Genomic DNA, 24,459 nt, shown 5'->3' on the forward strand with positions numbered 1-24,459 from the left:
CACATGAAACCCAAGGCAGTGGAGACCATCGAATGTCCGAAGTAGATAACACTGCGGCCGCCCCGGTCTGGCGCGCCCGCCTCGTCGCCCTCGTCGCCGCCGTCCTCGCGGCCGGCCTCACCGCCGTGATCGCCCAGGCGGCCGGGGTCGACATGCTGGCCGCCAACCCCGGCCAGGACCCGATCGAGGTCGGCTTCCCCAACGCGGCCGTGATGACCCTCCTTGCTGGCGGCCTCGGCTGGATCGCCCGCGCCCTCCTCGACCGCTTCGCCCCTCGGAAGGCGGTGCTGCTGTGGCTCATCGGCGCCGGCCTGATCTTCGCGATCGAGATGGTCCCGCCCTTCTACACGGAGGCCACCCCGGCCACGACCGCGGTGCTCATCGCCATGCACGTCGTGGTGGCCGCGATCCTCGTCCCGGTCTTCGCCAGGCCGAAGCCCGCGCCGCAGCGCTGAGCGGACGGCGCGGGCCGGCCGGGCGATGGGTCCCCGGCCGGCCCGCGTCCTCATCCCCTCATCAGCAGTAGAGGTTGGACCCCGGCGCGACGCCGAGGATCGAGGTGAAGGACTGGTACTTGGTGACGCGGCTCTGGACCTGGGCGGGGTTGCCGCCGTTGCACTCGATGGAGCCGTTGATGGACCGGATGGACTCGCCGAAGCCCGCGCCGGAGGTCATGGCGGTGTGGCCGGTCATGGTGCCGGGGCCGGACTGGGTGTTCCAGTACCAGAGGGCGGTCTGCCATGCGACCGTGGCGTTCTGCTCCACGAGCCACGGGTTGGTGAGGAGCGGCAGGCCGAGGGCGTTGCCCGCGGCGTTGTAGTTGAAGTTCCAGCTCAGCTGGATCGGGCCGCGGCCGTAGTAGGCGGCCTGCCCGGCGGGGCAGCCGTAGGACTGGCTGGTGTCGCAGTAGTGGGGGTAGTTCGCGGTGTTCTGCTCGACGATGTGGACCAGGCCGCCGGTCTCGTGGGAGACGTTGGCGAGGAACGCGGCCACTTCCTGCTTCTGGACGGTGGCGCTGCCGGTGTTGCCGAACGCGGGGTAGGACGCGGTGGCGTTGACGAAGCCCTGGTAGGTGTAGAAGGAGTTCCGGTTCGGGAACATCTGGTTGAACTGGGCCTCGGTGACGTCGAGGCCGCTGGGGGTGCCGGGGTCGCCGGGATCGGTCGACCCGCCGCCGCAGGCGACCGGGTTGCGCCACACGCCCCATTCGCCGGTGGTGCCGGGCGTCTCGCCCTGCGTCCACCACTGGGCGGTCCAGTTGTTCCCGTTGTAGGAGACGACGTTGCCTTGCGTGTAGACCGAGCCCGCGTTCCATGCTGCGGCGCAGGCGGTCTGCGCGTTGGCGGCGGACATCGAGATCCCGGTGGCCAGGGCCAGTGCGAACGTGAACGCGCCGATCAGCGCGACCAGCTTCCGGCGGGGTCGACGGAGCATTGGATCACCTCATATCATTAAGAAGCCTTCCTTATAGATAAATGTAACTTTCTCCGTCGAACCGCACAAGAGCCTGGAAACGGTGTCCTGCCGGATTTTTCAGGACGTGCTCGCTCAGGAGCGGACGGTCACGGGCCGTCTGAAGCGGACCGGCACCCCGGGCGAGCACAGGACGCTCACCGGATCGCCGCTCACGGTGAGGCCCGCGGCCTCGACCAGGTCCTCGTCGCAGTCGAGCAGCTCGGCCCGGTGCAGCGGCCACCGCGGATGCTCGTTCGGGATGAAGCGCAGCCGCCCTCGGATCACGGTGTGCAGACCCCATCGGGCCGTGAGGAAGTGCTCCAGATCGGTCGGATGCTTGACCGGCGCGCCCCGTCGGAGCGTGATGCGGCTTTCCGGGTACTCCGGCCCCGGCCAGCGGCGGCGGCTCGCGTAGGTCCTCGTGGCGCCCTCGGTGCGGATGGTCATCTTCGACCACACGTAAGGGAGCCGGAACCCGATGCGGGCCGCGAGGACCGGGACGAGCCGCGACGCCTCAAGGGACCGGAACACCACGCCGCGCCGACCTGTGCCGTCCACCGAGTACAGCCGCACATTGGTCTCCGGGAACGTGCCGAAGTACGGCACGCCGGGCAGCCCGAGCCAGCCGACCTTGTGCATCCGGAACGGCACCAGGCCGACGTACGCGCGCCCCTCGAACAGGTCAGGGACCGTCCCGCGCGGCAGCAGCAGCGCCACCTCCTGCGGGTCCGCCTCCCAGTGGAGGAACGCGAGGTCGAGCCACGACTGCGTCATCAGCGCCCGGCCGACCCGCCGCGGCGGATCGGGGGTCACCGGTTCGGGGGCCACTTGAGTCCTAGACCGGGACCGCGCCCGTGTCGGGGTCGCGCGAGGTGATGCAGTACTCGAGGCCCGCCGGGTCCCGCATCACCTGCCACCAGTGGTGGCGCCGCACCGCCGTCGCCCCGAGTTCCGTGTGGCGCAGCGTCTCCGCGTCGACATCGGAGCACGCCAGATCGAGGTGCGCGGTGCTCGCGGGCCCGCGCCCGGCCGCGTCCAATCGCTGGAGCAGGAACCGCAGCGGCAGCTCGGGCGGCGAGTAGAGGCGCCGGAACTCCGGGGAGCTCGTGGGCACCTGCGGCCAGCCCGTGAGGCGCTGCCAGAACACCAGCTCGTGGTCGAAGGCCTGCGGCGCCACGTCGAGGCACAGCTGGTCCACGCGGCTGCGCTGCCCGCCCGGCCACGCCTCCGGCGCCGGGACCTTCACCTCGCCGTGGTGGTTCACCAGGCAGAACGCGAACCCGCCGGGGGAGTGCAGCACCACCAGGCCCGGCTCCGCGTACACCGGGGCCGCGCCGAGGACCTGCGCCCGCTCGGCCTCCGCCTCCACGTCGTCCACGTGCAGGTCGAGGTGGTTGCCGCCCTTGCCTTCCAGGACCCGCTGCACCCGCAGGCACGGGTCCGCGCCCGGCGGCACCAGCGTCGCGAACGACCCGCCGGGGCCGCGCCGCGGCGACAGCGTCGAACCGGTCGCTTTGAGCCAGAACGCGATACCGTCCTCGAAGCCCTCGGCGGGGAAGTCCCAGAACGCGGTCGTCCATCGAATCGCCATGCCCAGAGCGTAGTACGGATAGTGACCGATGTTCGTGTTCACGCGCCGATCCGCATCCGACTGCTCACCGTTTCCCCAGCTCGCTCACAGTTCAGCCGTTAAGTTGAGCAAGTGGACGATTTCAACAAGGCCGGGAACGCGGTTCACGGCGCGCGCCGCATCTGGGCGCCCCTCGCCGTGGCCGGCGTGCTCCTCGCGCTGACCGCCGTCGAAGGCCTCATCCCCAAGGCGCTCCCCGCGGGCGAGGAGCTCCCCGCCGGGACCGTCGTCGAATTCGGCAACGAGCGCGACGTCTCCGCGCAGGTCGGCGAGGGCTGGATCCTCGACAAGGACGCCAGCAGCCTCGACTCCGGCCTCACGTTCGTGCAGGGCGCCGTCTCCGTGCAGCTCTCCTACATCGGCTTCAACGCCGCCGAACCCGACGGCGTCGAGGCGGTCTGGGAGGGCATGGACCGCGTCTTCGACGTCGAGCGCTACTCCGGCGTCGCCGTCGACCTCGGCGAGCCCTCCGAGTTCGACACCAAGTGGATCGAAGGCGGCCTGACCGGGACCCTCCAGGTCGACAACCGCATCGGCACCGCGTTCGTCCTCCCCGCCGCCGACGGCACCGAAGCGGTCGAGGCGAGGGTCCTCGGCCCGCTCCACGCGCGGGCCGAGGTCTGGGACTCCGCCATGGCGATCATCGACTCCGTGGCCTTCGACGACGAGGAGCAGCAGGCATGACCGCCATCGCACGGCCGGAGACCGCGGTCCGGCCCGCCGCCGACGTCAAGTCCCTCGCCCTGTGGGCGATGATCGCCGGATCGGCGTTCGGGCTGTGGAACCTCGGGAAGAGCATGCTGCCGATGGCGCTGGCGTTCCCGGAGTCGGCGGTGCTGAACGTCGCGGTGCTCGGGGTGTGCCTGGTCGTGGGCGTGTGGCTGGCGCGGCGGACCATGCGCCCGGTGCAGGCGCCGCCGTGGTCGGGGACGTGGCTGGCGCTCATGTGGGGCGGGTTCGCCGCGTGCGGGCTGGCGCTGCTGATGAACACGCGGACGTTCTCGATCTGGTCGCGCACCTTCGACCTGGGGACCGCGGGCGACTGGTCGGCGGCGCTGACGGCGCCGCTGAACGAGGAGGTCGCGAAGATCGCCGGGGTGGTGCTGCTCGCGGCGGTGTCGACGCGGCTGATCCGCAGCGCCGCCGACGGGCTCGTGTACGGGGCGCTCGTCGGGTTCGGGTTCCAGCTGGTGGAGAACTTCCTGTACGGGTTCAACGGGGCGATCATGGCGGGCGGCGTGGAGCCGTTCGCGACGACGCTCCAGACGCTGTTCACGCGGATCGTGCTGACCGGGTTCGGGTCGCACTGGGCGATGACCGCCGTGGCGGGCGCGGGCGTCGGGTACCTGGTGAGTAATTCGGGGCGGTCGGCGGCGCGGCGCGTGTGGGTCGCGCTGGGATGCCTGGCGCTCGCGATGTGGATGCACTTCCTGTTCGACAGCCCCTGGTTCGACGGCGGGTTCGCTGGCGCGATCGGGAAGCCGCTGTTCAACTTCGTGATCCTGCTGGTCGTGTTCTTCACGGTGCGGCGCGGGTTCCGGGCCCGGTGGGCGCAGGTCTCCGCGGAGGAGGTCGCGGCCGGGGTGCTCTCGGAGGACGAGGCGCGCGGCCTGTCGCGGCGGCGCTCGCGGCGCCGGTACCTGCGCGCGTTCCGGCCGGGGCCGGAGCGGGAGGCGCAGCGGCGGTTGCAGCGGGTGCAGTTGGCGCTCTTGGAGGAGCGGGTTCCGGAGCTGCCGCCGTTCGAGGCGGCGCGGCCGTGGCGGGACGCCGTGGCGGCGTCGCGTCCGGGCGCGACCGAAGTCGGGTCCGCCGCGACTTAAGTATCGCCGCTCGGTCCTGTTCTCCTCCTTGCGTACTAGTCCTTCAGGATTGCGTTTCTGCAGGTGGGAAGGGGTGTTATATGCTCGCCTCGTTCGTATCCAACGGAAAGGCGGCGGCCCCATGCCCAGCGAGAACACCCGGACCGACGGCAGCGGCGGCACCGTCGTCGCCGATGCGCCCTGGGTCGCCCCGGCGGTCCTCATCGGCCTCCCGCTCGTGGGGGCGGCGCTCGGGTGGGGCCTCGTGCTCATCGCCGAGTGGATCACGGGGCTGTCCTGGTTCCCGTTCCAGGGCCTGTTCGAGCTGCTGACCGACCTGCCGCGGGCCGTGCAGCTCATCGGCGGGCTCGCGCTGGGGTTCGCGGCCGGGCTCGTGCTCGGGCTGTGGGTGGTGAGCGAGCTGCTCACGGTCACCGTGGGGCGCGAGAGCATGCGGTTCAAGCGCGGCGACGACGAGCAGGAGGTGGCGCGCGGCGACGTCGCGTCGGTGTTCCTCGACGGCAAGCGGCTCGTGGTCCTCGGCCACCGCCGCCAGGAGCTCGCGCAGGTCGAGTTCGACCTCGACCGCGAGCAGCTCGTCGCGGCGCTGCGGCGGCACGGCTACGCGTGGCAGGCGGGCGGCGACCCGTACGGCGGCGAGTTCAAGCGCTGGGTCCCGGGTGCCGATGGGCTCCCGCGCGGTGCCGACGCCCTGCTCAAGGCCCGCGAGCGCGCGTTGGAGAAGTCGAACGAGGGCGATCTGCGGGAGCTGCGCGAGGAGCTCGCCGGGCTCGACGTGGTCGTGCGCGACCGCGACAAGAAGCAGTACTGGCGGCTTTCGGACCCGGCCTGACGTTCGCGGCGGGGCGGCGCCTCGTGGCGGTGAAGCCCGAGACCCAGTCGACCGACCCTGTCGATCGTCCGATGCGGCCCGGCCGCGCCGGTGGCACGATCGGTGCATGACCGTGCTGCTGATCTTCGGCCTGGCGATCCTCCTCGCCGCCATCGTCCCCGGACCCGACTTCGCGATGGTCGTGCGCAACACCGTGATGTCCGGCCGCGGGAGCGGCATGTGGACCGCGGTCGGGGTCGGCCTCGGCATCGGGGTGTGGGTCGTGTCGACCTCGGTCGGGCTCGCCGCGCTGCTCGCGGCCTCGGCGATCGCGTTCACCGCCGTCAAGCTCGCGGGCGCGGTCTACCTCGTCTACCTGGGGATACGCGGGATCGTCACCGCGATCCGGGAGCGGCGCCGGCCCGCCGCGGAGATCACGCTCGACCGGGGAATGAGCCGCTGGGCCGCGTTCCGGTCGGGCCTGCTGTGCAACCTGCTCAACCCGAAGGCGGTCGTGCTGTTCACCGCGCTCATGCCGCAGTTCCTCGGGACCGGCGGGGACTGGCTCGTGATCGTGGAGCTCGCGGCCGTGGGGATGGCGGTCTGCGCGGGGTTCTACCTGCTGCTCGCCAACCTGATCGGGCTCATGCGCTCGGTGCTGGAGCGGCCGCGGGTGCGGGCCTGGCTCAACGGGGTCACGGGCGCCGTCATGGTCACCCTCGGGATCCGCGTCGCCGCGAACTGACACCGGTTGCGCCGCACGCCATGGCGGGTCCGACTCGCGGGGGAGCCGCGCGCGGGCGCGCCGGGGCGATGAGGTGAGATAGCACAGCGGCGGCCAGCCGACCGGGCCTGTGCACTTGCGGGAGCGCGCGGACCCGGAAGTCCGGCCGCCGTTCCTGTGCGCGAAACCCGGTGGCGCGGTGGATACCGCTGTCAGACAATCGTGCCCATGAATGAATGGGAACTCGAATCCGAGATCGCGGCCTATTACGAGCGCGGCGGCGAGCGGGAGCGGCTGAGCCGCAACGCGCGCGGCCGCCTGGAGTTCACGCGCATGCAGGACCTGCTGCGGCGCTTGCTTCCCGGCGAGGGGCTGGACGTGCTCGACGTCGGCGGCGCGACCGGCGTCCACGCGTCTTGGCTCGCTTCCGACGGGCACAAGGTGACGCTCGTCGATCCCGTTCCCAGCCAGGTCGCCGTCGCGGCGCAGATTCCGGGGGTCGACGCGATCGTGGGCGACGCGCGCGAACTCCCTTGCGGGGACGCGAGTTTCGACGCGGTGCTGCTCATGGGGCCGCTGTACCACCTGACCGAGCGCGAGCAGCGGGTGCGCGCGGTCGCGGAGGCGCGGCGGTGCGCGCGTCCCGGCGGTCTCGTCGCGGCGGTGACGATCAACCGCGCGGCGGCGTGGAACGACTGGCTCCTGTTCATGGCGCACGGCATCGACCGGAACATCACCGCCGAGGACAGCCTCCAGGTCCTGCGCGACGGGCAACTGCGGTTCCACGACCAGGAGATGTTCACGACCGCGCACCTGTCGCACCCGTCGGAGACCGCCTCGGAGTTCGCCGACGCGGGGCTCGCGCCGGAGCAGTATGCGGTGCAAGGGTTCCCGGGGTACCTGCCCGACCTGGAGAAGCTCATCGACGACGAGGCGGCCCGCGCGCACCTCATGGACGGCCTGCGCCTCATCGAGCGCGAACCGTCGCTGATCGGCGCGAGCAACCACCTGCTGACGGCGGCGGTCGTCCCCGAGTAGCGGTCCGGTTGGCGCCCAACCGCTGCCGTGCCCGCGGGGCTTCCCACGCGGGCGCGGCGGTGCCAGACTGAACGGATCGGTCGGGACGCGAGTGCAGCGGGGAGGCGCCATGCGATGGGTGCGGATCGGCATCATCGGCCTGTTCCTGCTGGCCGCGGGCGGGGCCGCGCTCACCGGGAGCATCGCGGGCCGCGACGCCGGGCCCGGGATCGGCGCCGACGGCGATGCGGGTGGGAACGCGAGCGTCCCGGGCGGCGACGCGGAGACCGATGCGGTCCAGGGCCCTTCGGCCCCGCCGGAGCTGACCGCGACGGCCGAGATCCGCCGCTCCTTCATGGCTCCGGGGATCGTCGCCATCGCGGTGACCAACCACGGCGACGCGCCGGTGCACGTCACCGGCGTCGAACTCGTCTCGGATTCCTTCGCGCCCTTGGGCATTCAGGAGTTCGACAGCGAGGTCCCCGGCGGCGACCGCACCCGCGACCTGCTCACCGAGTACGGCGCGGGCGTCTGCCCCGACGGACCCGACTCCACCGCGCAGCCCTCCACGGCGGTCCTCCACGTCGAGACCGAGGACGGCGCGGCCCACGAGGTCGCCGCCGAATTGTCGTACCCCAACGGCACGCTTGACCGACTGCTCCGCGAAGCCTGCGCCGCCCAGGCCGTCGCCGCCGCCACGGCGATCGAACTCGGGGAGCTGACCGAAGCCGCCGACGGCACGCTGGAAGGAGGATTGACACTGCGGCCGCTGAACGGGGCCGCTGTGGGCGCGACCGAAGTCCGAGGGAGCGTCCTCTTCACGGTCGAGTCCGCGCCGCTCGCCGACGCCCCGCTCCAGGGCGCCCCGGGCGAGACCGTCACGGTCCCGCTCGTCTTCGACGCCTTCCGCTGCGAAGGCCACGCCGTGGGCGACGCCAAGCAGCCCTTCGGCTTCACCGTCTGGATCCTCCTCGGCGGTGCTTCCGGGGCCGCCGACCCGATCGCCACGCCGATCACCGTCCCCGACGCCCAGCGCGAGGACCTCTGGGCGATGCTCGACGACCGCTGCGGTCGCACCGAGTAACCCGCCGCGCCCCGCGGTCGGGCGTGTCCGAATTCGACCGCCCCCGGCTTCAACGGTGCCCGGCCGGTACGACAGTGCGACAGCGAGCGTCGGGCCTTCGGCCACCCGGGGTCGGGTGTGTCGGATCGCAGTCGCCCCCGGCTTCAACGGTGCCAGCGGGGTGCGACAGTCGGCGCCGGCCCAGGCCGGGCCGGGCGGGCGAGGTCGGGGCGATGAGGAGACGGGCTCCAGGGTGGCGGGGGTCCCGGGGGCGGATGTGGGGGAGGCGGACGTGGCACATCGGACGTACGCTTGCGTCGTGGGTGATCACACCGATACCTCCGGTAACGAAGCGCATAAGCTCCGAACCCGCCTCGTCGGCGGCCTGCGGACCAGTGGAGTGCTCCGGAGCGAGTCGGTGGAGACCGCCATGCTCGCCGTGCCGCGCCACCGCTTCATCCCCGAAGCGCCCCTGCGCGCGGCCTACGCCGACGACGTCTACGTGACCAAGCGCAACAGCGACGGCGAAGCCGTCAGCTCCGCCTCCCAGCCCGCCATCGTCGCCGAGATGCTCGAACAGCTCGACGTGCGCCCCGGCCACCGCGTCCTCGAAATCGGCGCCGGCACCGGCTACAACGCCGCGCTCCTCGACGCGCTCGTCGGCCCCGAAGGCGCCGTCACCACCGTCGACATCGACGCCGACGCCGTCGACCGCGCCCGCCGGGCCCTCGACGACGTCGGATGCGAACGGGTGCAAGCCGTCCGAGGGGACGGCGAACTCGGCTGGCCCGAAGGCGCCCCCTACGACCGCGTCATCGCCACCGTCGGCACCTGGGACCTCCCCCCTGCCTGGTGGGACCAGCTCGCCGACGGCGGCCGCCTCGTGGCCCCGCTCAGCATCCGCGGCTGCGAGCACTCCGTGGCCTTCGACTACCGCGGCGGCGTCATGCGCAGCCGCTCCATCGTCTCCTGCGGCTTCATGCCCATGCGCGGCCTCGGCAGCCACGAAGGGCACACCGTCGAACTCTCCTCCGGCCGCATCCTCACCTTCCACGTCGACGAGGAGGTCGAGGCCGCCGGAGCCGAAGGCGCCCTCGACGGCCGCGGCTCCACCGTCTGGACCTCCGTGCGGCTCAAAGTGAACGAGGACGCCACCCAGCTGTCGCTGTGGCTCGCCTGCGCGTTCCCCGGCTACGGCCGCATGAGCGCGCCCTTCGGCGACCACGGCCTCCAGCGGCTCCTCATGCGCTGGGCCAACCCCGCGGTCGTCGAGGGCGGCGACTTCGCGTACGTCGTGTGCCGGAAAGTGCCCGGCGGCAACGAGATCGGCGTCCGCGGCCACGGCCCGAACGGCGCGGCGCTGGCCGCCCGGGTCGCCGACCAGGCGAACCTGTGGGACCGCGAGTGCCGCGACGGCGTGAGCCTCCAGATCACCGCCTACCGCGAGGGCGAGGCGCCCGCCGACGCCGCGGGGGCGCGGTTCACCGTGCCGAAGCGCCACACGCGCTTGGCGATCCGCGTCGCGCCCGTGGCCGACGCCCTCGGATAGCGGCCCGCCCGAACCCCTTCCGACGCCCGTTCTAGGGTGGAGTGGTTCAGCACCCGACGGCCGCCGCACGCCCCCTCGCGGCCCCCGAAGGACTCGGGTGACCCCGAGTAGCGGATCCGCTTCGACCGGTCGCAGTGGACGCAATGCGCTATGAATGGTCGACGCCCCGAGGAACCCTCCCGGCCCCACTCGCCTCCGCCCCGAGTCGGTCGGACGACAACACGCGAAATGAGAAAGGACGCCCCCGATGTCCGATCCGACATTCAAGCAGCGGGCACGCTATTGGTTCGACAACACCATGTCGAAGGGTACGAAAGCGCTCATCGGATGGCTCACCGTCATCACTCTGGTGCTCACTGCGATCGGTGCGCTGTTCCTGGCGATCGTCGGCGGCGGCGACGGCTTCGCCGGTACATTGTGGACTTCGTTCACGCACATCCTCGACGCCGGGACCATTACCGGCGACTCCGAGGTCGGATATCCGTTCATGGTCGTCATGTTCGTCACGACCATCGGCGGACTGGTGATCCTCTCGTCGCTCGTCGGTGTCCTCACCACGGGTCTGGACGCGAAGCTCGAAGACCTCCGCAAAGGCCGCTCGTTCGTGGTCGAGAAGGACCACACCGTGATCCTCGGATGGTCCGACCAGGTCTTCATCATCATCTCGGAACTGGTGGAGGCCAACGAGAGCGAGAAGCGCGCCGTGATCGCTATCCTCGCCGACCGCGACAAGGTCGAGATGGAGGACGAGATCCGCTCCAAGATCGGCGACCTGAAGACCACGCACGTCGTGTGCCGCACCGGCGACCCCGCCGACCCCGACGACATCGGGATCGTCAACCCCGGTCAGGCCAAGAGCGTCATCCTCCTCACCTCCGGCGAGGACGACCCGGACGCGCAGCTCGTGCGCAGCCTCCTCGCCGTCACGCAAGGCGGCCAGGGCGCCCTGAAGTGCCATGTCGTGGGCGCGGTCTCGGAGAGCCGGAACCTCCCCGCGGCCCGCCTCGCGGGCGGGCGCGGCGCGCACGTGGTCGACGCGAACGACCTCATGGCCCGCCTCATGGTCCAGACCTGCCGCCAGTCCGGCCTCTCGGTCGTCTACACCGACCTCCTCGACTTCGGCGGCGACGAGATCTACATGGTCGAGGAGCCGAACCTGTTCGGGCGCCCCCTGAGCCAGGCACTGCACTCCTACCGCACGTCCTCGTTCATCGGCGTCCTCACCAAGGACGGCCGCTGCATCGTCAACCCGCCCTCGAACGCGCAGCTCCAGCCCGGCGACAAGCTCATCCTCATCGCCGCCGACGACTCCGCGGTCCGCCTCGACGGCTCCAGGCCCTTCATCGACGAGTCGGCGATCGTCGCCCGCGCCGAGGAGAAGCACCGGCCCGAGCGGACGCTCATCCTCGGCTGGAACGCCAAGACCCGCATGGTCCTCGAACAGCTCGACCAGTACGTCGCGCCCGGCTCGGTCACCGACGTGGTCACCGACCACCCCGACGCGGCCGAGGCGATCCGCAAGATCGGCCCGACGATGCGCGTGCAGGGCCTGAACTTCAAGCAGGACGACACCACCGACCGGGTGCTGCTCGAATCGCTCAACCCCGGCTCGTACGACCACATCATCGCGCTGTGCTCCGACGACGTCGCGCCGCAGCTCGCGGACTCCAAGACGCTCGTGACGCTGCTCCACCTGCGCGACATGTCGCAGCGCTCGAACACCCGCTTCAAGGTGGTCTCCGAGATGGCCGACGACCGCAACCGCACACTCGCGCAGGTCACGCAGGCCGACGACTTCATCGTCAGCGACAAGCTCATCAGCCTCCTGCTGACGCAGACCGCCGAGAACCCGCACCTGTCGCACGTGTTCGGGAACCTGTTCAGCCCCGAGGGCTCGGAGATCTACCTCAAGCCCGCCGACCACTACGTGCGCCCGGGGGTGCCGGTCAACTTCTACACGGTCGCCGAGTCGGCGCGGCGCCGTGGCGAGACCGCGATCGGGTACCGGGTCGTCGCCGAGGCGCAGCAGGCCCCCAGCTACGGCGTGCACCTCAACCCGGACAAGTCGCTCCAGTTCATGGTCCAGCCCAGCGACAAGATCATCGTCCTCGCCGAGGACTGAGGTCTTACGACTTCCGGCGGAGCCGGAAGTACTCCGGTGAGCGGAGGCCGGTGTCGGTCGGCCCGGGTAGCTTCGATGGGGTCCCGCAGCACCCGGCGGGAGCAGCGACGATGCTGCCTTGACCGAAGGAACCAGGATGACCGACACCACCCCGGCCACCGAAGCCGCGCCCGAGGCCCCCGCCAGGGCCCCGATCACCCGATTGTGGGCGTACGCGCGCCAGCACCTGCGCCTGCTGATCATCGGCGGCGCGCTCTCGTTCGCGGGCGGGATCGTCGGCCTCGTCCAGCCGCTCATCGCGATGGACGTGATCGACACCCTCTCCAACAGCGAGTCCCTCACCCGGCCGCTCCTCTACCTCGGGGCGGTCGTGATCGTCGGCGGTGCCTTGAGCGCCCTCGGTCCCTACCTCATGCAGATCGCCGGGCAGGACGTGGTCCTGACGGTACGCAAGCAGCTCATCGGGCGGCTCGTGCGCCTCCAGGTCGCCGAGGTCGACCGGCTCAAGCCCGGCGACCTCGTCTCCCGGCTCTCCTCCGACACGAACCTCCTGCGCACGGTCGCGAGCACCACCGTCATCGGCGGCGTCACCGACGCGTTCATGATCCTCGGCGGCATCGCCCTCATGGCCTGGCTCGACCTGGTCCTGTTCGGCACCACCATGGCCATGGTGGTGTTCGTCACCGTGATGATGGTGTTCATCCTGCCGCGCATCCAGCGCGCCACCGGCGACTCGCAGAAGGCCCTGGGCGACATGGGGTCCCTGCTGGAGCGCGTCTTCAGCGCGTTCCGCACCGTCAAGGCCTCCGGCGCCGAAGACTACGAGATCGGCCGCCTCGAAGCGGCCGCCACGACCGCCCGCGACAAGGGCGTCAAGGCCTCGCTGTGGGAGGCGCTCGCGGGCGTCGCTGCGTTCTTGCCGGTGAACATCGCGTTCCTGATGGTCCTCGGCGTCGGCGGCGCGCGCGTCGCCTCCGGGGCCATGGAGGTCGGCACGCTCATCGGCTTCCTCCTGCTGCTGTTCTACCTGATGGGGCCGATCAACGGCCTGGTCGCGTCGCTCTCGCAGCTCCAGACCGGCCTTGCGGCGATCCACCGCGTGGAGGAGGTCGCGAACCTCGACTCCGAAGCGGCACAAGGCGAGCCGCGCGTGGCGGCCTCGGAGGGCCCGGCGCAGGTCGCGTTCGAGGACGTGACGTTCCGGTACGCCGAGGACCTGCCGTTCGTGCACCACGGCGTGACGTTCGCGTCCAGCGGGCGCGGCCTGACGGCGCTCGTGGGGCCCTCGGGCGCGGGCAAGACCACGGTGTTCTCGCTCATCGAGCGGTTCTACCCGGCGACGACCGGGCGGGTCACCGTCGACGGCGTCGACGTGCGCGACTGGCCGCTGGAGGACCTGCGGGGACTCATCGGCTACGTCGAGCAGGACGCGCCGGTCCTCGACGGGTCGCTGCGCGAGAACCTCGTGATGGCCGCGCAGGACGCGACGGAGGCCGAGATCGAGGACGTCGTGAAGACCGCGCGCCTCACCGAGCTGGTCGAGAAGCTCCCCGAGGGCCTCGACTCGCGGATCGGCTACCGCGGCACCACGCTCTCGGGCGGCGAGCGGCAGCGCGTCGCCATCGCGCGGGCGCTGCTGCGCAAGCCGCGGCTGCTGCTCCTCGACGAGGCGACCTCGCAGCTCGACGCCGCGAACGAGGCGTCGCTCAAGCAGGTCATGCTCGACGCGGCCGAGCGCACCAACGTGATCGTCGTGGCCCACCGGCTCTCGACGGTGACGAGCGCCGACCAGATCGTCGTGTTCGACGCGGGCCTCGTGCGAGCGGTCGGCACGCACGCCGAGCTGGTGGCGAAGGACGACCTCTACCGCGACCTGGCGGCCTCGCAGTTGCTCACGGCCGCTTAGCGAACAGGGACGAGAGGGCCGGGCCGCGCAGCGGTCCGGCCCCGGCCGGTTCCGGGCGGGGGTTCGGGAGCGTCCCGGAGGGTCTGCGCAAATCGGGCGCCGCGAGGTCCCCCCGGTTCGATAGTGCCTGCGGGGTCCGACATTCCGGTGCCGGGCGGGTGGCGAATCCCATATTGGCGGGCTTCGATGCTTGACGTTCGGGCGCGGGTGTATCAAGATGTTGTAGAAAGCGATTTCTATCGCTTTGGCAGGCTGAACAGAGCGGTCCATGCTGTTATCGAATGCTGATCGGCGCTCGATTGCAGAAACCGGTTCCCGGATCACCGGAGCGGTGGACCGCGGTGTTCGGCCCGGGGCCCGCCGCTCCGGTGACCGGACCGATGGTCGAGGTGGCGTATGCCGGGGTGGCCGCCACCGCCGGAGCGGCGGCCCTGCATCGGGTGCACCCGTCCGCGGCGGCGCCAGGGCGCCGCCCCCGCGGCGCGATGCGCCGAAATGGACGGTCCCGCGGGCTAGGGTGAATCGCCCGATTTCAACCAGGATTCAGGCCGTGTTCAACTACGGTCCCGCGCGAATACGGCCGCGCGCGGTTGGCTGAGGGTGACCCAGACCCCCCGACGGGCGCACCGCCCGTCAGAGAAAGGCGGATCCACATGTCCCGCAAGGGCGCCCTCCTGCGCGGAGCGGCGGCGCTCGCCGCCGCGGCCGCGCTGATCGGCATCGCCGCCGCGCCGGCCGCCGCGAAGCCGCACCGTCCCCAGCACGACCCGGGCCCGGTCGTCATCGCCCACCGCGGCGCGAGCGGCTACCTGCCCGAGCACACGCTGGAGGCCTACCAGCTCGCCGTCGAGCTCGGCGCCGACGTGGTCGAGCCGGACCTGGTGCTCACCAAGGACGGCGAGCTGATCGCGCGCCACGAGCCGGTGCTGGACGAGACCACCGACGTCGAGGACCACCCCGAGTTCGCGGACCGCAAGACCACCAAGAACATCGACGGCAAGCCGGTGACCGGCTTCTTCGCCGACGACTTCACCCTCGCGGAGATCAAGACCCTCCGGGCCGAGGAGCGCATCCCCGACATCCGGCCGCAGAGCGCCGCGCACGACGGCGAGTTCCAGCTCGTCACGTACGACGAGATCCTCGACTGGGTCGCCACCCTCGACGAGCCCGTCATCACCTACCCGGAGATGAAGCACCCGTCCTACTACGAGGACAAGGGGATGAGCATCGAGGAGTCGCTCGCCGACCTGCTCGACGAGCGCGGGCTCGACAAGCGGCGCTCGCCGGTGTGGATCCAGTCGTTCGAGTACGAGAGCCTGCTCACCATCGACGAGCTGGTGGACAACCGGATCGGGCTGAACATCGACGGGCAGGGCGAGATCCCGAACGCGACGCTCAACGAGTACGCGAGGACCCTCGACACCATCAGCCTCAACAAGAACCGCATCTTCCCGCGCGACGCCGACGGCTACCTCCAGGAGCCGACCGACATCGTGGAGCGGGCGCACCGGCGCGGGCTCGACGTGCACGTGTGGACGTTCCGCGCCGAGAACACGTTCCTGCCCGCGGACTTCCGCTCCAGCAGCGACCCGGCCGCGCGCGGCGACTACCTCGCCGAGTTCGAGCTGTTCTACGACCTCGGCGTGGACGCCGTGTTCTCCGACTACCCGGACCTCGCCGTCGAGGCGCGCGAGGAGTGCCGGGCCTAAGACCCAGGAATCGCAACACCGAGAAAAGAGGGGCCGCCCTGCCGCCGGGGCGGCCCCTCCTCGCGTCCGCGGTCTTGACCGGGGGAGGGCGATCTACTAGTTTCGATATATGAACGAGTATTCGCATGGCGAACACTCGGTGCCGTCATCTCACTCCTCCCGGGAGGCACCCTCATGAGACGCCAGCTTGCCCATGCCTCCATGTCCGCCTTGGCGATCGCGATGGTCGCGGCCACCGCCGCCTGCGGCGGCGGCGAAGAAGATGACGGCGGGGTCGACACCGTGTCGGTGGGCGTGATCCCGATCGTCGACGTCGCGCCCATCTACCTCGGGATCGAGCAGGGGTTCTTCGAGGCCCGCGACATCGAGGTGGAGCTGACCGAGGCGCAGGGCGGGGCCGCGATCGTGCCCGGCGTGGCCGCGCAGGAGTTCGACTTCGGGTTCTCGAACATCACCTCGCTGCTGCTCGCCCAGTCCTCGGGCCTGCCCGTGGAGATCGTCGCGAACGGCGTGGCCTCCACCGGTGTCGAAGGGGAGGACTTCGGGGCCGTCATGGTGCCCGCCGACAGCCCCATCCAGACCGCCGCCGACCTCGCCACGGCCACCGTCGCCGTCAACACGCTCAACAACATCGGCGACACGACCATCCGCGAGTCAGTGCGCCTCGACGGCGGCGACCCCTCGGACATCGGGTTCACCGAGGTCGCGTTCCCCGACATGCCCGCGCAGCTCAGCGCCGGGAACGTCGACGCCGCGTGGGCCGTCGAGCCGTTCAAGTCCATGATCGAGGCCGAGGGCGGGCGGCCCGTCGCGTGGAACTACGTCGACGCCGCACCCGACCTCACCGTCGCCGCGTACTTCACCACCAGCCAACTGTCCCAAGAGGATCCGGACCTCGTGGAGCGGTTCTCCGAGGCCATCGCCGAATCGTTGCAGTACGCGACCGACAACCCCGACGCCGTGCGCGATATCCTGGGCACTTACACCGACATCAGTCCCGACATCCGCGCAGCCCTGACCCTGCCGGCGTTCCCCGCAGAGGTCAACCGGGACTCCGTGGAGCGCCTCGCCGAACTCGGCGAGGCGGACGGCATCTTCGAGAATCCCCCGGACGTGGACGCGCTCCTGCCATGAGCCACAAGCGTTCAGACCGCCTCGACGCCATGAGCGGCAAGCGAACCCACTCCCACCAGCCACGCTCGAACAGACCCCGGCCGCGTCCAGTCCCACCGCTGCTCCTCGGTGCGGCCGGGGTCGCCGCGGCGCTGTTCGCAGGGCAGGTGCTCCCGCTGACGCCGCTGGTGAACCCCAGGTACTTCCCGACCACGGGCGCGGTGCTCGCCGCGCTCGCCGGCGACCTCGCGCGCGCCGAGTTCTGGCGGGCCCTCGCCGACACCCTGACCGCCTGGGCCGCAGGGCTTTCCATCGCCGTCGCGGCCGGCGCCGCGCTCGGCATCCTCATCGGGTCGCTCCCGCCGGTGCGGGCCGCGACCGCCTCCACCATCGAGTTCCTGCGCCCGATCCCCTCGGTCGCCCTGGTGCCCTTGGCGGTCCTGCTGTTCGGGACCCGCCTGCCCTCGACGCTGCTGCTCGTCGTCTACGCCGCGTTCTGGCAGGTCCTCGTCCAAGTGCTCGCGGGCGTGCGGGACGTCGACCCCGTCGCCGCCGACACCGCGAAGAGCCTGCGGCTCACCAGGTGGCAGCGCCTCGCGCACCTCGCCTGGCCGACCGCCCTGCCGTACCTCATGACCGGGGTGCGCCTCGCCGCCACGGTCGCGCTCGTCCTCGCCGTCACCGCCGAGCTCGTCATCGGCTCGCCCGGCCTCGGCCACGAGATCGCCGTCGCCCAGACCTCCGGCGCCGCCGAGCGCATGTACGCGCTCATCCTCGTCGCCGGGGCCCTCGGCGTCGCCGTCAACCTCGGCGTCCGCGCCCTCGAACGCGAGGTGCTCGCCTGGCATCCGGCCGTGCGGGGTGAGGCCCGGTGATCCTGCTCGTTCGCAAGGCGCTCTTGATCCTCGGCCTGCCCGCGGTGCTGTTCGGGGTGTGGTGGCTCGCTTCTGCGGGGTCGACGAGCTTCTACTTTCCCCCGCTCAGCGAGATCGTCGCCGAGTTCAGCGAGACGTGGACCGCCGAGCGCTGGCGCGAGGACGTGATGCCCAGCGTCGCCCGCCTCGGCGCCGGGTACGCCGCGTCCTGCGCCGCCGGGGTCGCGCTCGGGCTGCTCATCGGGCGCGTCAGGTGGCTGTTCCATGCGACCGAACCGGTCCTGGAGTTCGCGCGGGCCGTGCCGCCGCCGGTGCTCGTGCCCGTCATCATGCTGTTCGCGGGCATCGGCGACGGCATGAAAGTAGCCGTGATCGTCTCCGGGTGCCTGTGGCCGATCCTGCTCAACACGGTCGCCGGGGTCCGCTCGGTCGATCCGGTGCAGCTCGACACGGCCGCCGCATACCGCCTGGGGCGCTTCAGGACCCTCACCGAGATCGTCCTGCCCGGGGCGAGCCCGCGGATCGTCACGGGGATGCGGCAGGCGCTCGCGATCGGCGTGATCCTCATGGTCATCTCCGAGATGTTCGCCGCCCAGTCGGGGCTCGGGTTCGCGATCGTCCAGTTCCAGCGCAGCTACGCGATCCCCGCGATGTGGAGCGGCATCCTGCTCCTCGGCTGCCTCGGCGCGGCCCTCGCCGCCGTCTTCGCATGTGTCGACCGCGCGGTCCTGCACTGGTACCACCGCCAACGCACCGAGGAGGCCTGAGTGCTCGAAGTCGCCGGGATCGGCAGGGACTACCGCGTCGACGGCAAGGTCCACACCGCCATCGACGCCCTCACCTTCCAAGTGGCCGAAGGGGAGCTGGTCTGCGTTGTCGGGCCCTCCGGCTGCGGCAAGACCACGCTGCTGCGCATGTGCGCCGGGCTCCTCGCCCCCACCCGCGGCACCGCCCTCGTGGACGGCCGCGAAGTCGACGGCCCGCCCGAGGACACCGCGGTCGTGTTCCAGGAGTACGGCCGCAGCCTCTTCCCGTGGATGCGCGTGGGCGCCAACGTGGAGCTGCCGCTCAAGCGCCTCGGCCTCACCCGCGCGCAGCGGCGCGAACGCGTCGCCGAAGCGCTGCGCCTCGTCGACCTCGAAGGGAAGGAACGGGTCTGGCCCTGGCAGCTGTCGGGCGGCATGCAGCAGCGCGTCGCCATCGCCCGCGCCATCGCGTTCCGGCCCCGCCTCCTGCTCATGGACGAGCCGTTCGCCGCCGTCGACGCCCAGACCCGCGCCGACCTCGAAGACCTCATCCGCGACCTGTGGTCCCGGCTCGGCATCACCGTCGTGTTCATCACCCACGACATCGACGAATCGGTGTACCTCGGCCAGCGCGTGCTCGTCCTCTCCTCGCCGCCGACGACCCTGCGCGCCGAGGTCCACATCGGCCTCGGCCCCGAGCGGGACCAGCTGGAGACCCGGTCGAGCCCGGCGTTCGCGAAGCTCCGCGGGCAGGTGTGGGGCGAGATCCAGGCGGCGAAGCGGGGCGAGACGTGAAGCTGCGCCCTTCGAAGACCAGTGTCGGGATCATCGGGGCCGGGCCCGCCGGGCTGCTCCTCGCGCACCTCTTGTCCGCCAAGGGGATCGACGTGGTGGTGCTGGAGCGGCGGTCCCGCGCGCACTGCGAGTCGAGGGTGCGCGCGGGCGTGCTCGAACAGGGGACGGCCGACACGCTCGCCGAAGCGGGTGTGGGGGAGCGGATGCGTGCCGAGGGGCAGGTGCACCACGGGATCGAGCTGCGGTTCGGCGGCGAGGGCCACCGGATCGCGTTCGAGGAGCTCGTGCCCGGCCGTGCGATCACCGTGTACGGGCAGCAGGAGGTCGTGAAGGACCTCATCGCGGCGAACCTCGCGAACGGCGTGGACCTCCGGTTCGAGGTGGAGGACGTCGCGATCGGGAGCCTCGCCGACCCGTACCTGACGTTCGGAGGCGAGCGCCTGGACTGCGACTTCATCGCCGGGTGCGACGGGTTCCACGGCGTCTCAAGGGAATCCGTGCCCGCCGCGGACCTCGCGGTGTACGAGAAGACGTACCCGTTCGCGTGGCTGGGCATCCTCGCCGACGTCGCGCCGTCCGCGCCGGAGCTGGTCTACTCGGCGTCGGAGCGAGGGTTCTCCCTGCACTCCATGCGGTCCGACTCGGTGAGCCGCTTCTACCTCCAGGTGCCGCCCGACACCCGCCCCGACGACTGGACCCACGAGGCGATCTGGGCCGAGCTGAAGGCCCGCCACGAGACCGTCCCGGGCTTCACGCTCGCGACCGGGCCGATCACGCAGGTCGACGTGGCCGCGATGCGGTCGTTCGTGGCCGAGCCGATGCGGTTCGGGCGGCTGTTCCTCGCCGGGGACGCCGCGCACATCGTGCCGCCCACGGGCGCAAAGGGACTCAACCTCGCCGTCGCGGACGTGCGAGTGCTCGCCCGAGCGCTGGGGGAGTACTACCGGACCGGGAGCGAGGCGCTGCTCGACGCGTACTCGGCGGCCTGCCTCGACCGGGTCTGGCGCGCGCAGCACTTCTCGTGGTGGATGACGACCCTGCTGCACCGCTTCGAGGGCGACCCGTACGACCGGCGGCTCCAGCAATCGCACCTGGCGTACGTGGCGCGCTCGCGGGCGCAGGCGACGGCGCTGGCGGAGAACTACACGGGGCTGCCGTACGCGGACTAGCGGGGGATGCGGAGCCGGAAGTGCACGGTCTCGAAGGGCTCGTCAGTGTGGCGGTGCTCGTTGACGGCGATCCGCTCGTCGAAGAGGACGTCGCCGCGCCCCGACCAGAACTCGACGGCGCCGGGCGTGCGCGCGTCGGTGTGCAGGTACACGCCCGTGTACCGGTCGCGGGAGGCGATGAAGCCGAGGCACGCGTCGACGAGTGCGCCCGCGAGGCCCCTCCTGCGGTGCTCGGGCCGCACGTACACGCGGTAGAGGCTCGCGGTGCGGCCCTCCTCGAAGGCCGCGGCGACCAGCGCCGGATGCGGCGGCGAGACCGGAGTCTGCCCGCGCACGCCCGCGGTGGCGACGACGGCGCCGTCGCGTTCGGCGACGAACAGGGTGTTGTCCTCGGGCGCCAGGTAGAACGAGTCGAGGTCGATGATGTCGGAGTGCCAGCGCGGCAGGTAGCCGTGCCCGAAGTCCCGGTAGACCGTGTCGAGCATCACGGAGCGGGCACCTGCGATGTCGCCCGGTTCTGCTTGGCGCACAACGTATCCCGATAGTCCCCTGAGCTGGTCTGCGGTGGCGGTACTCGACATGTGTGCCATTATTGCACCCGATTTGCAATAAGAAGAAGTTCGCGAGAAGAGACGAGGCCCACTCGATGCCCAGGACCGCCCTCTCCCGGCGCACCCTCCTCGCCGCCTCCGCGCCCCTGGCGCTCGCGGCCGCCGGATGCTTCGCCGCCGACGACGAGGGGAGCGCGCGGCTCGTCCTCGCCAACGCCCTCACCCCCGCCGCCGGGCTCTCCCCGCACTCCGAGGACGCGTTCCTCCTCGCCCGCTGGGCCGTCGCCGAGACGCTCCTGGCCCTCGACGACGACGGCCTGCCCGTGGCGCTCCTCGCCACCGAATGGACCCGGAACCCCGACGGTTCATGGGACCTCGTGCTCCGCGGCGGCGTGCGTTTCCACGACGGCACCGCCCTCGACGCCGCCGCGGCCGCCGCCGCGCTGAACGCCGCCGCCACCGCCGCGGCCCCGCCCCGCGTGGTCGACGGCCTCGGCCTCGCCGCCGAAGCCACCGGCGACCTCACCTTGCGCCTCACCACGACCGATCCCGATCCGGTGCTCCCGCAGCGGCTTTCGAGCCCCCAGCTCGCGATCCTCGCCCCCGGCGCCTACTCCGGCGACACCGTCGACCCCGTCGGCTTCGCGACCGGCCCCTACGCCATCGCCGAATCCACGACCACCGGCGTCGAACTGAAGCGCCACGACGACTACTGGGGTGAACCCGCCGCCATGGACGGCTACCGCGCCGACTACGTGCCCGACGCCGCCACCCGCGTCGCCGCGCTCCGCTCCGGCGAAGCGCACGTCATCGAAGCGGTCCCCTACGCGCAGATCGCGACCCTCGATGAGGCGAACCTCCAGGACGCCCCCACCGGCCGCACCGTCAGCCTCTACCTGAACACCGGCACCGGCCCGCTCGCCGACCCGGCCCTGCGCGCCGCCGTCGCCGCGGCCGTCGACCCGGGCCCGGTCGTGGACGACATCTACGAAGGCCGCGCCGACGCCCCCGAGGGCCTCTTCGGCCCCGCCCTCGCCTGGGCCGCCGACCACCGCCCCTACACCCTTCCCGAGGCCGCCGCCCCGGACGGCGCGACCCTCGCGCTCGCCACCTACTCCAACCGCGCCGAGCTCCCCGAGGCCCTCACCGTCATCGCCGCCCAGCTGGAGGCCGCCGGATTCGCCGTCACCACCGAGGTCCGCGAGTACAACGACATCGAGCCCGACATGCTCGCCGGGGCATTCGACGCGTTCCTCATGTCCCGCTCCGTCGTCCAGGACTCCGGCGACGCCTACACCTACCTCGACTCCGACTTCACCAGCGCCGGCGGCTTCAACACCTCCCAGCTCGCCGACCCCGGCGTGGACGCCGCCGTCGCCGCCATCGCGACCGCCGCCGACGGGACCGACGATCCCGCCGAGGCCGCCGCGCTGCGCCAGGCCGCCGTCCTCGACGCCGAAGCCGTCGTCCTCGCGACCGCGGCCGTCGTCCCCGTCGCCCACGAACGGCTCGTCACCGGTGTCGCCCAAGGCGTCACCGACGTCGCCGCCGACCCGCGCGAGCGCCGCATCATCACCGCGGCCACCGCGATCGGCTGACCGTGGCGCTCCTGCGCGGCCTGCTCACCAGGCTCGCGGTCCTCGCGGCCGTCCTCGCCGCCGTCGGCCTCCTGCCGTGGCTCGCCGCCCGCGACCCCGCCCTCACCGTCCTGCGCGCCCGCTACCCCGGACGCGAAGCGACCGCGACCGCGCTCGCGTCCGTGCGCGCCGACCTCGGCCTCGACGCCGGGCCGCTCGCGATCCTCGGCGGCCGCTTCGGCGGCCTCGCCCGCGGCGACCTCGGCACCTCCTGGGTCTCGGGCGAACCCGTGGCGGCCTCGGTGCTCCCCGCCCTCGGCACCTCCCTCACCGTCATGGCCGCCGCGTTCGCCGTCGTCCTCGCCATCGCTTGCGCCGCAACGCTTCCCGCCCTCGCCCGCGCCGCCGAGGGTCGCCCGGTCCGCGGCGGCGGCATCGCCGTCGCCGGGCTCGCCGCCCTCCCCGAATTCCTCGTCGCCGCCCTCGGCGTCGCCGTCTTCGCCGCCTGGCTCGGCCTCCTCCCCGCGTACGGCTTCACCGGACCCGAGCACCTCGTGCTCCCCGCGCTCGCCATGGGCCTGTCCGGCGGCGGCGTCCTCGCCCGACTGAGCCGCGACGCCGTCGGCGCCGTGGCCGCCGAGGACTGGGTCCGCCAGTGGCGCGCCGCCGGGTACGCCCGCGCCCGCATCGTCCGCGGGCTCGTGCGCCGCGCCCTCCCGCCGCTGCTCCCGCAGCTCGCGATCATCGCCGTCTCCATCACCGGCGCGGCCGTCGCCGTCGAGACCGTCTTCGCCGTCCCCGGCCTCGGCCGCACCGCCCTCGCCGCCGCCGACGCCCAGGACCTCCCCGTCCTCCAAGCCTGCCTGCTCCTCCTCGTGGGCCTCGGCTTCACCGCCGGGCTCCTCGCGCGCCTCGCCGCGAACCGCCTCGCCGGACCCGACGGCACCACCGCCCCCGCGGCCCCGCCCGCCACCGGCCCGCGCCGCACCGCCCTCGCCTGGATCGCCTGCACCGCAATCCCCTTGCTGGCGGCCGTCGCCTACGGGCTCGCGCGCACCGGGGACATCGGCACCGACGGGCGCCTGGCCGCGCCGTCGGCCGCGCACTGGCTCGGCACCGACGAACTCGGCCGCGACGTCCTCGCCCGCCTCGGCCAAGGAGCACTGTGGACCGTGGGTGCGGCAGTCGCCGCATGCGTGCTCTCCTACGGGATCGCGCTGGCCCTCGGCTTCGCGCCGCGCCTGGCGCACCCGCTCGCCGAAGCCTGCAACTCGTTCCCCGTCGCCATCGCCGGGATCATCGTCGTCGTCATCCTCGGCCGCGGCCAGACCGGCGCGGTCCTCGCGGTCGTCGCCGTCTCCTGGCCCCCGCTCGCCGCCCACGCCGCCTCCCTCACCGCGCAGGCCCGCGCCGCCGGGCACCGCGAAGCCCGCCTCGCCCTCGGCGCCGGACCCGGGTGGATGCTGCGCCGCCACACCCTCCCGCTCGTCGCCGGGCCCCTCGCCTCCCACGCCGGACTCCGCCTGCCCGGCATGGCACTCGGCATCGCCTCGCTCGGCTTCCTCGGCCTCGGCGCGGGCCCCGACTCGCCCGAATGGGGCGCCAGCCTCGCCCGCTCCCTGCCCTACCTCGAACGCGCGCCCCTCGCCGCCCTCGCCCCCGCAGCGGCCATGATCGCGATGACCCTCGCCGTCACGGCCGCCCTCGCCCTCCCGCGCCGCCAGCGCCGCGGCTGAACGCGACACGCCAACGGATTCACGCGGATCGTCGCAGGTTGCTCCGTCGTCGTAGCGGCGCCTCTGCGCGACCGGGACGGCCCGCCGCGGG

Annotated in this window: 22 protein-coding genes; 18 read left to right on the top strand and 4 right to left on the bottom strand. The window is 72.1% G+C overall.

Annotated features, from left to right (window positions below; translation table 11 throughout):
- Positions 1–32: 32 nt before the first annotated feature.
- A complete protein-coding gene (locus WA640_RS26520) occupies positions 33–455 on the top strand; it encodes a DUF6069 family protein (RefSeq protein ID WP_335991866.1) in 423 nt (140 codons plus the stop codon).
- 61 nt (positions 456–516) lie between these two features.
- On the opposite strand, the gene WA640_RS26525 is transcribed toward WA640_RS26520, so the two are convergent.
- The 3 genes from WA640_RS26525 to WA640_RS26535 form a co-directional block, all read right to left on the bottom strand.
- Positions 517–1,434 carry a glycoside hydrolase family 19 protein gene (locus WA640_RS26525; protein WP_335991867.1) on the bottom strand — a complete coding sequence of 306 codons (918 nt, stop codon included), beginning with the start codon at positions 1,432–1,434 and terminating at the stop codon, positions 517–519.
- 114 nt (positions 1,435–1,548) lie between these two features.
- Complete coding sequence (locus WA640_RS26530) at positions 1,549–2,229, bottom strand: YqjF family protein (protein ID WP_442904844.1); 681 nt, start codon at positions 2,227–2,229, stop codon at positions 1,549–1,551.
- 61 nt (positions 2,230–2,290) lie between these two features.
- Positions 2,291–3,046 (bottom strand): VOC family protein, encoded by a 756-nt coding sequence (locus WA640_RS26535; protein WP_335991869.1) that lies wholly within the window; start codon positions 3,044–3,046, stop codon positions 2,291–2,293.
- 111 nt (positions 3,047–3,157) lie between these two features.
- On the opposite strand from WA640_RS26535, the gene WA640_RS26540 reads away from it, so the two are divergent.
- The 15 genes from WA640_RS26540 (at position 3,158) to WA640_RS26610 (ending at position 20,504) form a co-directional block, all read left to right on the top strand.
- Positions 3,158–3,769 carry a hypothetical protein gene (locus WA640_RS26540; protein ID WP_335991870.1) on the top strand — a complete coding sequence of 204 codons (612 nt, stop codon included), beginning with the start codon at positions 3,158–3,160 and terminating at the stop codon, positions 3,767–3,769.
- The gene (locus WA640_RS26545; RefSeq protein WP_335991871.1) at positions 3,766–4,905 is read left to right on the top strand and encodes a PrsW family intramembrane metalloprotease; all 1,140 of its coding nucleotides are present in this window, start codon (positions 3,766–3,768) and stop codon (positions 4,903–4,905) included. Before WA640_RS26540 ends, WA640_RS26545 begins: the two co-directional genes overlap by 4 nt.
- Before the next feature lie 121 nt (positions 4,906–5,026).
- Positions 5,027–5,737, top strand: coding sequence for a YqeB family protein (locus WA640_RS26550; RefSeq protein WP_335991872.1), 711 nt, complete (start codon positions 5,027–5,029; stop codon positions 5,735–5,737).
- Positions 5,738–5,843: 106 nt separating this feature from the next.
- Entirely contained in the window at positions 5,844–6,461 is a 618-nt protein-coding gene (locus WA640_RS26555) for a LysE family translocator (protein ID WP_106365090.1), read from the top strand.
- A gap of 207 nt (positions 6,462–6,668) precedes the next feature.
- Positions 6,669–7,478, top strand: a complete 810-nt coding sequence (locus tag WA640_RS26560; RefSeq protein ID WP_335991873.1) for a class I SAM-dependent methyltransferase — start codon at positions 6,669–6,671, stop codon at positions 7,476–7,478.
- A 109-nt stretch (positions 7,479–7,587) separates the two neighbouring features.
- Entirely contained in the window at positions 7,588–8,541 is a 954-nt protein-coding gene (locus WA640_RS26565; RefSeq protein ID WP_335991874.1) for a hypothetical protein, read from the top strand.
- 298 nt (positions 8,542–8,839) lie between these two features.
- Positions 8,840–10,069 carry a methyltransferase, FxLD system gene (gene fxlM, locus WA640_RS26570; protein ID WP_335991875.1) on the top strand — a complete coding sequence of 410 codons (1,230 nt, stop codon included), beginning with the start codon at positions 8,840–8,842 and terminating at the stop codon, positions 10,067–10,069.
- 247 nt (positions 10,070–10,316) lie between these two features.
- Entirely contained in the window at positions 10,317–12,191 is a 1,875-nt protein-coding gene (locus tag WA640_RS26575; protein ID WP_335991876.1) for a CASTOR/POLLUX-related putative ion channel, read from the top strand.
- Between the two features lie 136 nt (positions 12,192–12,327).
- Positions 12,328–14,097, top strand: coding sequence for an ABC transporter ATP-binding protein (locus WA640_RS26580; RefSeq protein ID WP_335991878.1), 1,770 nt, complete (start codon positions 12,328–12,330; stop codon positions 14,095–14,097).
- Between the two features lie 653 nt (positions 14,098–14,750).
- Positions 14,751–15,806, top strand: coding sequence for a glycerophosphodiester phosphodiesterase family protein (locus WA640_RS26585; RefSeq protein ID WP_335991879.1), 1,056 nt, complete (start codon positions 14,751–14,753; stop codon positions 15,804–15,806).
- Between the two features lie 174 nt (positions 15,807–15,980).
- Positions 15,981–16,940, top strand: coding sequence for an ABC transporter substrate-binding protein (locus WA640_RS26590; RefSeq protein ID WP_335991880.1), 960 nt, complete (start codon positions 15,981–15,983; stop codon positions 16,938–16,940).
- Complete coding sequence (locus WA640_RS26595) at positions 16,937–17,794, top strand: ABC transporter permease (RefSeq protein ID WP_335991881.1); 858 nt, start codon at positions 16,937–16,939, stop codon at positions 17,792–17,794. The genes WA640_RS26590 and WA640_RS26595 overlap by 4 nt, the downstream gene beginning before the upstream one ends.
- Positions 17,791–18,561: an ABC transporter permease gene (locus WA640_RS26600; protein WP_335991882.1), complete on the top strand. Its 771-nt coding sequence runs from the start codon at positions 17,791–17,793 to the stop codon at positions 18,559–18,561. The genes WA640_RS26595 and WA640_RS26600 overlap by 4 nt, the downstream gene beginning before the upstream one ends.
- Entirely contained in the window at positions 18,562–19,335 is a 774-nt protein-coding gene (locus WA640_RS26605; RefSeq protein ID WP_335991883.1) for an ABC transporter ATP-binding protein, read from the top strand. It abuts the gene before it with no gap.
- Between the two features lie 2 nt (positions 19,336–19,337).
- On the top strand, positions 19,338–20,504 hold the full coding sequence (locus tag WA640_RS26610) for a 4-hydroxybenzoate 3-monooxygenase (RefSeq protein WP_442904845.1): 1,167 nt from the start codon (positions 19,338–19,340) through the stop codon (positions 20,502–20,504).
- Here WA640_RS26610 and WA640_RS26615 read toward each other — a convergent pair.
- Positions 20,501–21,034, bottom strand: coding sequence for a GNAT family N-acetyltransferase (locus tag WA640_RS26615; protein ID WP_335991885.1), 534 nt, complete (start codon positions 21,032–21,034; stop codon positions 20,501–20,503). The genes WA640_RS26610 and WA640_RS26615 overlap by 4 nt on opposite strands.
- A gap of 116 nt (positions 21,035–21,150) precedes the next feature.
- Between WA640_RS26615 and WA640_RS26620 the strand changes: the two genes are divergently transcribed.
- Both WA640_RS26620 and WA640_RS26625 read left to right on the top strand, forming a co-directional pair.
- Entirely contained in the window at positions 21,151–22,653 is a 1,503-nt protein-coding gene (locus WA640_RS26620) for an ABC transporter substrate-binding protein (RefSeq protein ID WP_335991886.1), read from the top strand.
- A 2-nt stretch (positions 22,654–22,655) separates the two neighbouring features.
- Positions 22,656–24,368, top strand: coding sequence for an ABC transporter permease subunit (locus tag WA640_RS26625; protein ID WP_335991887.1), 1,713 nt, complete (start codon positions 22,656–22,658; stop codon positions 24,366–24,368).
- Positions 24,369–24,459: the final 91 nt, after the last annotated feature.

Source organism: Glycomyces sp. MUSA5-2 (assembly GCF_037034145.1).
Classification (GTDB): Bacteria; Actinomycetota; Actinomycetes; order Mycobacteriales; family Micromonosporaceae; genus Glycomyces; species Glycomyces artemisiae.

Bases quoted from the DNA above. Each gene is read 5' to 3' on its own strand.
- WA640_RS26595 (WP_335991881.1), top strand. From the start codon at position 16,937: ATGAGCCACAAGCGTTCAGACCGCCTCGACGCCATGAGCGGCAAGCGA.
- WA640_RS26525 (WP_335991867.1), bottom strand. From the start codon at position 1,434: ATGCTCCGTCGACCCCGCCGGAAGCTGGTCGCGCTGATCGGCGCGTTC.
- WA640_RS26555 (WP_106365090.1), top strand. From the start codon at position 5,844: ATGACCGTGCTGCTGATCTTCGGCCTGGCGATCCTCCTCGCCGCCATC.
- WA640_RS26535 (WP_335991869.1), bottom strand. From the start codon at position 3,046: ATGGCGATTCGATGGACGACCGCGTTCTGGGACTTCCCCGCCGAGGGC.
- WA640_RS26560 (WP_335991873.1), top strand. From the start codon at position 6,669: ATGAATGAATGGGAACTCGAATCCGAGATCGCGGCCTATTACGAGCGC.
- WA640_RS26520 (WP_335991866.1), top strand. From the start codon at position 33: ATGTCCGAAGTAGATAACACTGCGGCCGCCCCGGTCTGGCGCGCCCGC.
- WA640_RS26580 (WP_335991878.1), top strand. From the start codon at position 12,328: ATGACCGACACCACCCCGGCCACCGAAGCCGCGCCCGAGGCCCCCGCC.
- WA640_RS26585 (WP_335991879.1), top strand. From the start codon at position 14,751: ATGTCCCGCAAGGGCGCCCTCCTGCGCGGAGCGGCGGCGCTCGCCGCC.
- WA640_RS26565 (WP_335991874.1), top strand. From the start codon at position 7,588: ATGCGATGGGTGCGGATCGGCATCATCGGCCTGTTCCTGCTGGCCGCG.
- WA640_RS26530 (WP_442904844.1), bottom strand. From the start codon at position 2,229: ATGACGCAGTCGTGGCTCGACCTCGCGTTCCTCCACTGGGAGGCGGAC.
- WA640_RS26575 (WP_335991876.1), top strand. From the start codon at position 10,317: ATGTCCGATCCGACATTCAAGCAGCGGGCACGCTATTGGTTCGACAAC.
- WA640_RS26590 (WP_335991880.1), top strand. From the start codon at position 15,981: ATGAGACGCCAGCTTGCCCATGCCTCCATGTCCGCCTTGGCGATCGCG.
- WA640_RS26550 (WP_335991872.1), top strand. From the start codon at position 5,027: ATGCCCAGCGAGAACACCCGGACCGACGGCAGCGGCGGCACCGTCGTC.
- WA640_RS26620 (WP_335991886.1), top strand. From the start codon at position 21,151: ATGCCCAGGACCGCCCTCTCCCGGCGCACCCTCCTCGCCGCCTCCGCG.
- WA640_RS26545 (WP_335991871.1), top strand. From the start codon at position 3,766: ATGACCGCCATCGCACGGCCGGAGACCGCGGTCCGGCCCGCCGCCGAC.